Origin of the sequence: Teretinema zuelzerae (assembly GCF_021021555.1) — a bacterium.
GTDB lineage: Bacteria > Spirochaetota > Spirochaetia > Treponematales > Treponemataceae > Teretinema > Teretinema zuelzerae.
In genome coordinates, this window is the sequence record NZ_JAINWA010000001.1 from 1,042,697 (window position 1) to 1,055,143 (window position 12,447).

At 59.7% G+C, this 12,447-nt stretch carries 10 protein-coding genes; 3 read left to right on the forward strand and 7 right to left on the reverse strand.

What is annotated here, in order from left to right; all coding sequences use genetic code 11:
• Positions 1-104 precede the first annotated feature (104 nt).
• The gene (locus tag K7J14_RS04790) at positions 105-1,091 is read left to right on the forward strand and encodes a hypothetical protein (RefSeq protein WP_230753792.1); all 987 of its coding nucleotides are present in this window, start codon (positions 105-107) and stop codon (positions 1,089-1,091) included.
• Here the strand turns inward: K7J14_RS04790 and K7J14_RS04795 are convergent.
• The 5 genes from K7J14_RS04795 to K7J14_RS04815 form a co-directional block, all read right to left on the reverse strand.
• Positions 1,069-2,916, reverse strand: coding sequence for an ABC transporter ATP-binding protein (locus K7J14_RS04795; RefSeq protein WP_230753795.1), 1,848 nt, complete (start codon positions 2,914-2,916; stop codon positions 1,069-1,071). The two genes, K7J14_RS04790 and K7J14_RS04795, sit on opposite strands and share 23 nt — an antisense overlap.
• The gene (locus K7J14_RS04800; protein ID WP_230753798.1) at positions 2,913-4,055 is read right to left on the reverse strand and encodes an ABC transporter permease; all 1,143 of its coding nucleotides are present in this window, start codon (positions 4,053-4,055) and stop codon (positions 2,913-2,915) included. The genes K7J14_RS04795 and K7J14_RS04800 overlap by 4 nt, the downstream gene beginning before the upstream one ends.
• The gene (locus K7J14_RS04805) at positions 4,052-5,170 is read right to left on the reverse strand and encodes a microcin C ABC transporter permease YejB (protein ID WP_230753800.1); all 1,119 of its coding nucleotides are present in this window, start codon (positions 5,168-5,170) and stop codon (positions 4,052-4,054) included. Before K7J14_RS04805 ends, K7J14_RS04800 begins: the two co-directional genes overlap by 4 nt.
• Positions 5,167-7,020: an extracellular solute-binding protein gene (locus K7J14_RS04810; protein ID WP_230753803.1), complete on the reverse strand. Its 1,854-nt coding sequence runs from the start codon at positions 7,018-7,020 to the stop codon at positions 5,167-5,169. The genes K7J14_RS04805 and K7J14_RS04810 overlap by 4 nt, the downstream gene beginning before the upstream one ends.
• A gap of 305 nt (positions 7,021-7,325) precedes the next feature.
• A complete protein-coding gene (locus tag K7J14_RS04815) occupies positions 7,326-7,535 on the reverse strand; it encodes a hypothetical protein (RefSeq protein WP_230753805.1) in 210 nt (69 codons plus the stop codon).
• Positions 7,536-7,821: 286 nt separating this feature from the next.
• Between K7J14_RS04815 and K7J14_RS04820 the strand changes: the two genes are divergently transcribed.
• Entirely contained in the window at positions 7,822-8,121 is a 300-nt protein-coding gene (locus K7J14_RS04820; RefSeq protein WP_230753807.1) for a DUF5320 domain-containing protein, read from the forward strand.
• Between the two features lie 104 nt (positions 8,122-8,225).
• Entirely contained in the window at positions 8,226-8,573 is a 348-nt protein-coding gene (locus K7J14_RS04825) for a VF530 family protein (protein WP_230753809.1), read from the forward strand.
• 3 nt (positions 8,574-8,576) lie between these two features.
• On the opposite strand, the gene K7J14_RS04830 is transcribed toward K7J14_RS04825, so the two are convergent.
• A complete protein-coding gene (locus K7J14_RS04830; RefSeq protein ID WP_230753811.1) occupies positions 8,577-11,507 on the reverse strand; it encodes a GH36-type glycosyl hydrolase domain-containing protein in 2,931 nt (976 codons plus the stop codon).
• A gap of 100 nt (positions 11,508-11,607) precedes the next feature.
• Complete coding sequence (locus K7J14_RS04835) at positions 11,608-12,387, reverse strand: family 16 glycosylhydrolase (RefSeq protein WP_230753813.1); 780 nt, start codon at positions 12,385-12,387, stop codon at positions 11,608-11,610.
• Positions 12,388-12,447 lie beyond the last annotated feature (60 nt).

Below are 12,447 nucleotides of genomic sequence, written 5' to 3' on the forward strand. Positions count from 1 at the left end.
CAATTCCGGCGAAAAGCAAATTCTTGACCTCGAAAAAAAAACTTGAGTTTTTCGAGGTGCCCGATTATCTTTCCGGAAAAAGAGGCTCATGCTAGTATGAAGCCATGAATGTGCCGGAACTGATTCTCGAAGACGTCTCCATGATATGGGACGGCGCGCCCCACTGCGCGTTTACGGATCTTGCGCGCTACAAGGCGAAGTGGTACTGCGCCTTCCGCGAGGGCAAGGCCCATGCCTGGTGTCCCGGCAAAATACGGGTGCTCGCCTCGACCGACGGAGAGAAGTGGGAAACCGCCTTTGTGCTTTCCGCCCGCTCGACCGACTACCGCGACCCGAAGCTCGCTCCAGGCCCCGGCGGAAGCCTCGAACTCGTCGTCGGGGTTACCCGGTTGAAAGGGGGAAGGCCAGAGGGCCGGCATTCCGCCGCGCTGCGGACTTTTGACGGAGTAAGCTGGTCGACGCCTGCGCAGATCGGAGGCGAGGGAGACTGGATATGGCGGACTGAACGGAACGGCGGCGAAACGTGGGGAATCAGCTACCGGCTTCCGGGGAAGCGGCGATGGACGGTGCATCTGATGCGGAGCGCGGACGGCCGTGCGTGGAGCGATCATGTCAGGCTCAAGGTTCCAGGCCTCCCGAACGAGGCGACTGTCCGCTTCTGCGGAGAGGCGGCGATAGCCCTGGTGCGCCGGGAAGCGAAGGGCGGAGAAGCATGGATAGGAAAATCCGGCTCTCCGTTCTTGGAATGGGAGTGGACTGGTTGCGGAGAGCGGGTCGGCGGGCCGAACTTTCTTATCGCGCCGCCGGGAACGCTCTATGCGGAGCGGACGCCGGATGATGCGGTTCAACCGGAACCGGAAATGATCGCCGCGACGCGGCTGTGGAACGGCAGGACGCCCCGAACCTCGGTATGTCTGATGCGGGCCGGAAAACTTTTTTCCCTCCTGGACCTTCCTTCCGAGGGAGACTGCGGATATCCGGGAATGGTTCTGCACCGCGGGAAGCTGTGGGTCAGCTATTATTCGTCCCATGAAGGGCGGGCGAGAATATACCTCGCCCGCGTTAAAATCAGGAAAGCCCGAAGGCCGTAGAAATAAGATTGCGGGTATACGCGTCCTTGGGATTCGCGAACACCTCGGAAGAAAGCCCCTGCTCGACCACCCTGCCGGCCTTCATGATCATGAGCCGATGGCTGAGCGCGCGAAGCACCTTCAAATCATGGCTGATGAAAATGTACGAAAGCCCGTGCTTTCTCTGGATATCCCGGAGAAGGGCGATAACCTGGAACTGGACGGTCCTGTCGAGAGACGAGGTCGGCTCGTCGAGGACGATCACTTCGGGCTTGAGCACGAGGGCCCGCGCGATCGCGATCCTTTGGCGCTGGCCGCCTGAATACTCGTGGGGATAGCGGAAGCGGATTTCAGGATCGAGCCCGACCTCGCGGAGAGTCTCGCAGACGAGGGCGTCCCGCTCCGTGCGGTCCTTCATTCCGTGGGCTTCAAGTCCTTCCGCGATGATGTCGGCGACGGTCATGCGCGGATTAAGGCTCCCGAAGGGGTCCTGGAAGATGATCTGCATGCGGCGGCGCAGGAGCCGTAAGGGCGCGCCTTCAAGCTCGTCTATCCTGATGCCTCCGAGGCGGATCTCTCCGCTCGAGGCGGTAAGCTTGAGAAGAGCCTTTCCGAGCGTTGTTTTCCCCGAACCGGATTCGCCGGCGATGCCGAGAGTCTCTCCGGGATAGAGAACCGCGTCCACCCCGTCGACGGCCTTGATCCATTCGGCCGATCTCCGCAAGAAACCCTTTTGCACCGGAAACCACACTTTTATGCCCCGGCCCTCGAGCACCGGAACGCCCGAACTTTCGCCCGCAAGCGCAGCACCGCCGCCGACAGACTTCGCACCGTCGGTAGTTTGCGCGCCGGCGGGAGTTTGCGTGCCGTCGGTGGGAGGTGCCGCACCGTCGGGAGTTTCCGCAGCACCGTGAGATTGCGCGCCGTCGGCGAGATGTGCCGAGTTGCCGACAGATTGCGCGCCGTCGCCGACAGATTGCGCGCTGTCGCCGACGGCCGGCGAGCCCTCTATCCCGGCGGCTTCAGGGTCGGCGGAAAGGAGGCGCTTCGTGTACGGGTGTTCGGGCGAAGTGAAAACTTTTTCCACAGGGCCGGTTTCCACGATGAGACCGTCCTGCATGACGGCAACCCGGTCCGCGACCCGGCTGACGATCTCCAGATTGTGGGTGATAAACAACATTGCCATGCCGAGTTCCCGCTGGAGCTGGAGCAGAAGGTCCAGAATCTGAGCCTGAACGGTAACGTCCAGCGCGGTAGTCGGCTCGTCCGCGATGAGCAGGGCCGGCTCGTTCGCCAGGGCCATCGCGATCATGACGCGCTGCCGCTCGCCGCCGGAAAGCTGGTGCGGATAGGAGCGGAACTTTTTTTCCGGCTCGGCGAGGCCTACCCGATCGAGCCATTGCAGGGTTACCGGACGGGCCTGAGAGCGGGAAAGGCCGCGGTGCAGAAACAAGGTTTCGCCGATCTGCTGTTCGACCGTGTGCAGGGGATTCAGGGAGCTCATCGGCTCCTGAAACACCATGCCGATTTCTCTGCCTCTCAGGGAACGGAGCTCGTCCTCTCCGGCGGAAAGGATGTCCCTGCCCCGGAAAAGGATTTTTCCGCCCGGGTAGGAGGCCGATGCAGACGGAAGAAGACGCAGAATCGACTGGGCGGAGACCGTCTTGCCCGAACCGGATTCGCCTACGAGGGCAAGCGTCTCGTTCGCGCTGATCGAAAAATCCACTCCGTAAACCACCTCGCGAATCCGGTCGCGCGACTTGAACGCGATGCGGAGGGAGGACACTTCGAGAAGGGGTGCGGCCGCGTTTACCGCGATGCCGCCGTTTTGCATACTATCCGTCATACAGCCCTCCGGGGATCGAGCGCGTCCCGTACCGCTTCTCCGATGAACACGAGAAGGCTCAGGGTTCCGGCGAGCACGGCGAAGGCGGTGATGCCGAGCCAGGGAGCGTGCAGATTGTCCTTCCCCTGAGCCAGAAGTCCGCCGAGGGACGGAGAGCCGGGAGGAAGGCCGAAGCCGAGAAAGTCCAGGGAGGTGAGAGTCGTAATGGAGCCGCACAGGATGAACGGCAGAAAGGTGAGCGTCGCCACAAGGGCGTTCGGCAGAATATGGCGAAAGATGATCCGCGAATCCCGCAAACCCAGCGCGCGGGCGGCGAGCACGTACTCGTAGTTCCGGGTGCGCAGGAACTCCGCGCGCACCACGCCGACGAGGCCCATCCAGCCGAACAGCAGATTGATCAGCAGGAGCCACCAGAAATTGGGCTGCACGACGCTGGAAAGAATTATCAGAATGAAGAGGGTCGGCATGCCGGACCACACCTCCATGAAGCGCTGGCCGGCGAGATCGACCCAGCCGCCGTAGTAGCCCTGAAGGGCTCCCGCCGCGATGCCGACCAGGGAGGAAAGCAGGGTGAGGGTCAGGCCGAAGAGCACTGAAATGCGGAATCCGTAAATCACGACAGCGAGCACGTCCCTGCCCTGATCGTCTGTCCCGAGGGGATTCGTCCAGGTCGGGCCGGAAGGCGCTGGGCCGGGAAGGTCGTAGTTGATCGTGTTATAGCGGAAGCGCACCAGGGGCCACAGCATAAAGCCCTTTTCCCCGATGAGATCCGCGATGTACGGGTCGCGGTAATCGGTCTTGATGGGGAACTCCCCGCCGAACACCGTCTCCGGATAATCCCGGACGAGCGGGAAATACACACTCCCCTCGTACACCACCAACAGGGGAACCTCGTTCGCGAGGAAGTCGGCCCCGAGGCTGAGCAGGAAAAGCACGGAAAAAATCCACAGGGAAATCCAGCCGCGGCGGTTCGCGCGGAATCTCCTCCAACGCTCGCGGCCGGGACTGTTCGCCGCGCGGTCGCGCGCCTGCTCCAGCTCTGCCGCCTGGGCCCGCTCCTGCGCTTCAAGCTGTGCGCCGGCCGGGCTTTTCGGCGCGGCCGGGACGGTTGCGCCGTCTGTTTGAATTTCGCCGCTCATGCAGACCTCCGTTCAAAGTCGATGCGGGGATCGACGAGGGTATAGGTGATGTCGCTCACAAGAGAGAGAACGAGACCCATCAGGGTAAAGATATAGAGGGTGCCGAACATGACCGGATAGTCCCGCTGCATGGTCGCCTCGAAGCCGAGAAGTCCGAGGCCGTTGAGCGAGAAGATTACTTCGATCAGAACGGAACCGGTGAAAAACATGCTGATGAAGGTCGCAGGAAACCCCGCTATCACCAGAAGCATGGCGTTTCTGAACACATGGTCCCTGAGAATGGCACGCTCGCCTAAGCCCTTCGCCCGAGCCGTCGTAACATACTGCTTGTGTATTTCGTCCAGAAAAGAATTCTTGGTCAGCATGGTGAGCGTCGCGAAACCGCCGATCGTCATCACGAAAACGGGGAGGAAAATATGGCTCGCGTAGTCGAGGATCTTTCCGCCGAGGCTGAGAGTCGCGAAATCGGCGGACACGAGGCCGCGAAGGGGGAATATCTTCAAAAAGCTCCCGCCCGCGAACAGAACGATGAGGAGGACGGCGAACAAAAAGGTGGGAATCATGTTCCCCAGGATGACGGCGGTGCTCGTCCACACGTCAAAGCGGCTGCCGTGCCTCACCGCCTTGCGGATGCCGAGCGGAATCGAAACCAGATAAATGATGAGGGTGCTCCACAACCCGAGAGAGACCGAAACCGGCAGGCATCGGCCGATCAAGCCCAGAACGCTCTCACCCCGGAAAAGGCTGTCCCCGAAATCGAAGAGGGCGTACTGTTTGAGCATTTGAAAGTACCGGACCAGAATCGGCTTGTCGAAGCCGTACTGTACCTTGATCGCCTCGACTACCTCCGGATCGAGCCCGCGGCCGCCGCGATAGCCGGACCGCCCGTCCGCCGGGTTCGATCCGGCAGGAGACAGAGCGGAGCCGCCGGTTTCGCTCCGCCCCTGCCCGGTGAGCCGTTCGGTGGCTCCGCCGGGGCCGAGGCCGCTCATCGCCGCCAAAGCCTGGTCCACCGGACCGCCGGGCGCTATCTGCACAATGAAAAAATTCACCGTGATGATGGCCCAAAGGGTCGGAATAATAAGCAGCAGCCGTTTCAGTATGTACCGGGTCATTTCGACGCCCCCTTCGCGGGCTTCCCGCCCGCGTCCTTTCCTGTTGTCCCGCCGCGCAGGAGCCGGTCGCGCTCCGGATCGAACCACCAGGAATCCAGCCCCAGATCGTACCGCGGCGGAGTCGCCGGACGGTCGAAGCGGTCCCAGTACGCGACCCGGTACTGAGCCAGATGCCAGCGGGGAATCACGTAGAAGTTCCAGGTCAGCGCCCGGTCGAGGGCATGGCCCCAGGCAAGGAGCCCTTCCGCGTTTTCCTGATTCGCGACGATGCCGTCAACGAGGTAGTCGATCGCCGGATCCCTCACGCCGGCGAGGTTATAGGTGGAATCGATATAAGCCGATTTCCACGGAAGCTCCAGATCGGTGCTCGGATAATACAGGGCTCCGTAGCCCTGATCGATCAAATCGAAGTCCCGGTTGCGCATCCGGTTCGTATATTGGGTCGTGTCCACGATCCTGATGTCCATGAGTATTCCCATGCGCTCGAGGTTGCGCTTCAGGGGAGAGGCGATCCGTTCCATGGCCGGGCTGTACACCAGAAGCTCGAAGCGGAACTGCTCTCCCGTCGTCTGGTTGCGCATCTTCCCCTGCGCGTCTATCTCCCAGCCGGCTTCGCGAAAAAGGCGGAGGGCCTCCCGCATCTGGGGCCGAATATTCCCCGTGCCCGCCGTTTCCGGGGGCCGGTATTCTTCCGTAAACACGCGGGGATCCAGAGACTCGCGGATCGGCTCCAGAATCGCGAGCTCGGCGGGAGTCGGAAGCCCGCGGGCTTCGTACGGCGTATTGGTGAAGTAGCTGCGGCTCCGCACATACTGGCCGTAGAAAAAGTTCTTGTTCATCCACTCGAAGTCCATCGCGCAGCCGACCGCCTCGCGCACCCGCCGGTCGCTGAAAATCGCCCGCTCCGTGTTGAAGGTGAACGCAGACATGCCCTGGGGGCGCAGGTCGGGAATCGTTTCCCGCTTGATCAGGCCGCGCTCGAACTGCTTGCCCGTATAGAGAGTCGCCCAGTTCTTCGCGATGTTTTCCAGATAGAAATCATACTCGCCGGCCTTGAAAGCCTCGAAGGCGACCGTATCGTCGCGGTAGTACTCGAACCGTATATAATCGAAATTATTCAAGCCGCGGTTGACCGGGAGATCCGCCGCCCAGTACTCCTTCACCCGCTCGTACACCAGGTACTGGCCGATCTTGTAATCGGACACCGTGTACGGTCCTGAGCCCATGGGAACCTCGGTCAACGGGTCCGCGAGGTTGCGGGAAGACCACCAGTGCTTCGGAAGCATCTTCAATCCCGCGAGCGAAAGCGCCATGCTCCGGTCCGGAACCGGCAGCTCGAAGCGCACCCTCCGGTCGTCGAGCACGACGGCCTTCACGTCCTTATAATACATCCTGAACTGGGGAACGCCCTCCGCCATGAACTTTTCGAAGGAAAAAGCGGCGTCCCGGGCGGTCAGAGCGACGCCGTCGCGCGAGCGGACGCGCGGATCTATATGGAAGATAATCCAGGAAAAATCGCGCGGATATTCGACCTTCTCGGCAACCAGCGGATAATACACGTCCGCCTCGTCGAGGGAACCGGCCATCAGGGTGTCGTAAAAAAGATCCCCGGCTCCAGCGCCAGAAACGCCCCGGCTCGCGTACCGGTTGAAATTGTCCCAGGTGCCCGTCGTTCCCCTGCGCAGGGTTCCGCCCTTGGGAGCGCCGGGATTCGCGTAATCGAAATGCTCGAAACCGTCGGCGTACTTCGGAACCCCCTGAACTGCGACTGAACGCGCGACCGTTACGTCCGAGCCCCACAACAACGCGGAACCCAGAAACACAGCCGCGGCGGCGGTGAGTCTTTTCATTGCCCCTCCCAACGAATCTTTTGTATGTCAAGGAATTGTAGCAAAGAAGAGGCAGAACGCGCAACGATAAACGAACGTCCTCGCGCGGAGCCCCCGCGTTCGAAAGAAAAAACAGGGTCGTTTTCTTTTTTTCAATGTTAGACTTGACATACATTTAAACCTGATATATATTCAATTCAAGAGAGTTGAAAACAGACATGCTGTTACCCCCAATTACAGCATATCGTCCTTATCCGTAGCCATGGGTAACCGTTTTAACCCCCGCTGTCGTCGTCGATGGAGCGGGGGTTTTTTATTGCACGGAGCTACCCCTTGCCGAGAGCGGCCAACACATCCTTCACCCGGTACGTCTGCGAAGGATAGAGGTCCGCGGGCACGTTTTCGCTTCCCGCCGCGACCTTCACCTGATGCCGGGCGCAGCCTGAGCTGTCCCCCTGGCAATACTGCTTTTTCATCATGCCCGCGGTAGCCGGTTTATCGGCCATCTTGTCGTTGAAAAACGGGCACTTGGGCAAACACTCTCAATCCGCCATACACGCCTCCTCATTTTTGTACGTTGAGATATTGCTCTCATAAAGAGAAGTATAGGCCTTCGCCGAAAACATGCGAGCTTTTTTTTCAGGGCAGATGATTGCAATAACGCAATTCATACATTGCACATTTGCTAGACCATCATGCTGAAAACAATTCCGCAGCATAAAAACACTCGATGCCACCCGTACATACGGCACATTCGGCGACTGTTACAGATGGCACGGAAATTGCATCAAATAAGGTAGATTAACTTGAAGGAGGCATGATATGCCGGGAAGAAATGGAACAGGACCCCAGGGACAGGGGCCGATGACGGGACGGGGCGCGGGATTCTGCGCAGGAAAAGGCACGGGGTCCGGCAGGCAGTTCGAATACGGATGCGGAGCTGGATTCGGCAACGGATTCGGAGAGGGCTGCGGGGCGGGCTTCGGCAACGGCGCGTTTTTTCCCGCGACGCCGGCTGACGAAAAAAGCGTTCTTGCTGCGCGCAAGGAATTTCTCCAAAGAGAACTCGGCGCTCTCGACGCACGACTCTCGGAACTGGACACAACGCCGGACAGCGAATAAACTGCAGCAAACCTGAAAATAAGAAACGGATACTCGGTCGGAGACTGGGTAGTCGCCTCTCGGGGCGGGCAAGCGAATACACTGACTGGAAAGGACGCCGCCGTATGATCGAACGAACGCCGCAGGACGAAGAACGACAAAAAGCGCAACCGGCAGAAACCGGCGAGAGCGCGGTAGTCAAGGCAGAGCCGAAGGAAGAGCAGCCCAACAATCCGCTCCACGGCATAACGCTGGAAAAAATAGTCACCAGGCTGGTCGACGAACTGGGCTGGATCGAAATGAATCGGAGAATCAAAATAAATTGTTTTTATAGCCATCCCAGCGTCAAATCGAGCTTGAAGTTTTTGCGCCAGACCGAATGGGCGCGAACGCAGGTGGAAAACCTCTACCTGGAAGTAATGTACAGCAAGCGGATGAAGGAAAAAAACGCCCCGGACAAGCCGGGGCGCTGAGAATCACGCGAACTCGACGCTGAGCGTATGCGATCCCGGAGAAAGGGGGAGCGCGATTACGTTGCCTTCGAGAGCCCGGCCGTCGAACGAGACGGAGAGAGGCGAATCCTTCGCGCGACGGAAACCGGCCGGCTTCGAGTAGCGGATATCGAGCACGGCATCTCCCATCGTCAATTTCAATTCAGCCCTATTTTCATCTGCCCGCAGAACGGGGTCCATGACCAAGCCCTTGCCGGAAAGCTCGATGCCGTAGGCCTTGAGCAGGGCCAGAATGAACCAGGTCGAGGTACCGCTCAGCAGGGGACCGATGTTTTCGCCGGTCTCGCTGTTGTTGTACTGGGTGCAAAACCGCGGATTTCCCGCCAGCACGAAGGGATCGGCCATGGAGCGGCCGGGATAGACGAGGTCGATCATGGTCCAGGCTTCCTCGGCCAGATTCCGCGCGAGCTCCGCGTCGGACACGCTTTTAGCCGCGTCCAGCATCGCGGAAACGGCCATCATGCTTGCGTGCTTGAACACCGCCCCGTTTTCGCGGTCGCCGGGGAAATACTCGGCGCTCGCCGCGTCCGGCACGACCCGGCTCAGATCGTTCGGAGAAACGAGCTTGAGTCCGTGCGGGGTTTTCAGTTTTGTGCGGACAACCTCGAGCATCGAGGCGATCTGTTTTTCGTCGGCAACACCTGAAAGAATGGACCAGGAAAAGCTGTTGAGGAAGAAGGTTCCGCCGCTGCCGTCGGTGTCGAGCCCGTCTCCGTCCGCTCCTGCGTACGCGAAGCCCGGATACTGGTTAAAGAGAAGGCGCGCGTAGGCGTTTCCCTTCCAGGCGTGGGCGCGGACGGCTTCAGCGAGCGAGCCGGCCGTGCGGGAAAGCTGTGCGGAGGCCGCCGAGTCTCCCTTCAGATCGGCAAGGGATTTGAGCTCCCGGGCGGCGATTATCGCGAGGAAGGCGTTCATGACGCTTTCGGTGCAGTCCGAACTGTAGCGTCCTTTTTCAGCGTAGATCTTTTGTTTTTCCGGGCCGGAATCGTAGTTGCGGTCCAGGCGGAGGCAATCGTTCCAGTCGGCGCGGTCCAGGAGCGGAAGGCCGTGGCGTCCGACCGAGATTTCCGCGGAGTAGCGGACGGCGGCGAGAAGGGTTTCGAATACGGAGCGCTTCTTTCCGCCCGATCCGGCCATCTCGACCTGCTCGTCGAGGAAGGCGGCGTCTCCTGTCAAATGCACGTAGCGCCCGACCGCCTGGTGAAGCCACAGCGCGTCGTCGGACCACTTGCCCGCCTCCTTTCCTTCCCAGAAAAAGTTATGGTTCGCGAAGCCGAACTCGTGCACCTGGGAGATCCATTCGACCAACAGCTGCTTCGCGAAGGAGCTTTTCCCCTGCGCGTGGAAATAGTACATCGACGCGAAGAGATCCTGGATCTCCCTGAAGCCGATCTCCCGGTAGCCTTTCTGGGTTTGGCCGAAGGAGCGGGAAACGAAGGTTTGGTAGAGCACCTGAAAGGGAAGGTTGCGGCTGCAGTACGCGGAAAAATCCTTCCGCCCCGTCTCGAGCCGGAAGAACGAGGCATACTGCCTGAAGAAATCGAGAGCCGCCTGCAGGGAAGCCCTCACGGAGTCGGGTTCGCGATAGCGGTTCAGCAGCGCGTCCACTTCCTTGGCAAGCGATTCGTTTGAAAAATCGGGATTCGTCTTTTTGGAGACGAGACCGGTGAAGTTATCTACGACGATCGTCTCCCCGGGTTCAAGGACGAACTCGGCGGCGAGGGCGAAAAATCCCGGACCCTTGCGGTACAGTTCGTTCGGCAGAGACGCAAGGCCGTCGGGAGACTCGAGCGTCCCCCTTCCGACGAAGTCGTTGTAGTTAAGGCAGTATTCGTCGGGAAAGGCGTTTCCCTTCGGCGTGCGTACGACCATGCTGTGAAAGCGGAGGTCGTCCCGATCCTGCGCGGGGAAGTAGCGGGGGCTCGCCGCGCGGACCGTGCCGTCGTCGTTGAGGAGAAGGCCGCCTTCCATGATGATGTTGCTGTACAGCACGTCTTCCTGAAGCGCCGGCGGCTTGGTCGGTCCGAACATTCCGGTGTACACGAGGCGGAGCTTACGTGTTTTCGAACTCATGTTCGCGATGCCGATCCGCTGGATCTCGACCGCGAGCGGAAGGCCAGCTTCCTGCATGGGCAAAAAGATGGTTCTCCCGATGGTGAGGCCGCAGGAGGTTTCGTAGGAAATGCGGGTATGGTTTTGCCCGTGCACGCAGGAGCCCCGGACTACGTCGGGAGAATCGGGGTCGGCCGAGTAGAAAATCTGCGAGCCGTTTTCAGCGAGGTAAAACTGGCGGTTGCAGGGAAAGCCGTTCTCCTCCTGCCGCATGTCCCAGCGGGTCGCGAGAACCTGGGACGCGGCGTGGGAGCGGAAGCTTCCCCTGCCGAGCCGGTCCACCACGCTTTTCGGCGTGGTCTGCAGAGGATTCGCGAAGCCCATCCGGTTTCCGAGGAGGAGGTTGACGAAGAAGTGCGGCCCCGGGGACGGGGTTTTCAGATCGATGACGTGCTCGCCCTCCGTGTTGATCGATCCTGCCCATCCGGGCACCGCGGAAAGAACCGCGAGCATTTCGGCCTTCGCCGCTTCGGGTATCGGAGAGGAGGAGACCGACGACCCGTTCGAGCGAAAGGCGGAAAGGCCGCTTTCTCCGTCGAAACAGAAGAGGCAGGAGGAGCCTTCTTCTTTCAACTGTCTGAAATACGCGCCGAACGCTTCCTTTTTCGCCAGTTCCTTCAAAACCGGAGCCTTGAAGGGAAGCCCGCAAACGCCGACGGCTGAATCGCAGCGGCTGCTCAGGAAGAGCGCGTCGGACGCGCCTTTAAAATGCGAAGAAAACAGCCCGCTTAAAAAGCTTTCAGGCTGTTTCTTTCCGGTTCTTGCCGAAATGTACTGACTCATGACTCAATCCTTATCTTATGTATTCTACGCGATCCGGGAAGAAGCAGCGCCCCTTCCCGGAATTAAACCAAATAAGTCTACGCCGTATGCGGGCGACGCCTTATTTCGGCGTGAATTTCACGTAGTCGTAATACGCGTACAGGGGGCTGGAGTACCTGAAGGGTCCGAGCCAGCTGTCGACGCCGGTTCCCGGCCACAGGTTCACCATGATCTGCATGGGGTGGCTCGGCATGGCGGCTCCCTTGGGTGCGTTCATGCCGTTATTGTTTACGCCCCATTTCCACTTGCCGTCGACATACCAGTTGATGTAGCCGTTGCCGTATTCGATGGCGTATTTGTGGAAGCCGTAGGCCGAGTCGAAGCCGAGGTCAACGATCTTCTCATGGCCGCCGACTCCGTTGACGTAATAGTTGAACTGGACCTTCGTCGTGTCCTTACCGAGGATTTCCACGTCGATTTCGTCCCAGGGGCTTCCGGTGTAGAGAAAGAACGAGGTGACGGTTCCCGAGGCTTTGGCAGCCTTCATGTTGACTTCGAAGGTTCCGTAGGAAAAGGTGTTGTTCGTGCGGTATTCTCCGCTCGAATAGGGCTTGCCGGAGCTCGCGACGTTGTCGAGCTTGAGCACGAGCTGTCCGTTCTGGAAATAACCATGATCGGCCTTGAAGCCGCAGTTGAACATGCCGCCGTTCGACCAGGTCGCCTTGTTCCAGACGCCGGTATTAAAGCTGTTCATAGGCTCCCACAGAGACCAGTTCTGAACCGCCCGTTCTACGGAATTAGGTTCTGTTTCCTCAACCGCGTCCACATTCATCCCGCACGACAAAAAAAGAGTCCCCGCGATAAGAGACGTCAACAGCAGAATCGTGAATTTCTTGTTCATGATTCATCCTCCTCTACAGTCATGCTACAACCTCGGGGAGAATGCAAAAGATACCGGCGG

Bases quoted from the DNA above. Each gene is read 5' to 3' on its own strand.
- K7J14_RS04790 (WP_230753792.1), top strand. From the start codon at position 105: ATGAATGTGCCGGAACTGATTCTCGAAGACGTCTCCATGATATGGGAC.
- K7J14_RS04795 (WP_230753795.1), bottom strand. From the start codon at position 2,916: ATGACGGATAGTATGCAAAACGGCGGCATCGCGGTAAACGCGGCCGCA.
- K7J14_RS04800 (WP_230753798.1), bottom strand. From the start codon at position 4,055: ATGAGCGGCGAAATTCAAACAGACGGCGCAACCGTCCCGGCCGCGCCG.
- K7J14_RS04805 (WP_230753800.1), bottom strand. From the start codon at position 5,170: ATGACCCGGTACATACTGAAACGGCTGCTGCTTATTATTCCGACCCTT.
- K7J14_RS04810 (WP_230753803.1), bottom strand. From the start codon at position 7,020: ATGAAAAGACTCACCGCCGCCGCGGCTGTGTTTCTGGGTTCCGCGTTG.
- K7J14_RS04820 (WP_230753807.1), top strand. From the start codon at position 7,822: ATGCCGGGAAGAAATGGAACAGGACCCCAGGGACAGGGGCCGATGACG.
- K7J14_RS04825 (WP_230753809.1), top strand. From the start codon at position 8,226: ATGATCGAACGAACGCCGCAGGACGAAGAACGACAAAAAGCGCAACCG.
- K7J14_RS04830 (WP_230753811.1), bottom strand. From the start codon at position 11,507: ATGAGTCAGTACATTTCGGCAAGAACCGGAAAGAAACAGCCTGAAAGC.
- K7J14_RS04835 (WP_230753813.1), bottom strand. From the start codon at position 12,387: ATGAACAAGAAATTCACGATTCTGCTGTTGACGTCTCTTATCGCGGGG.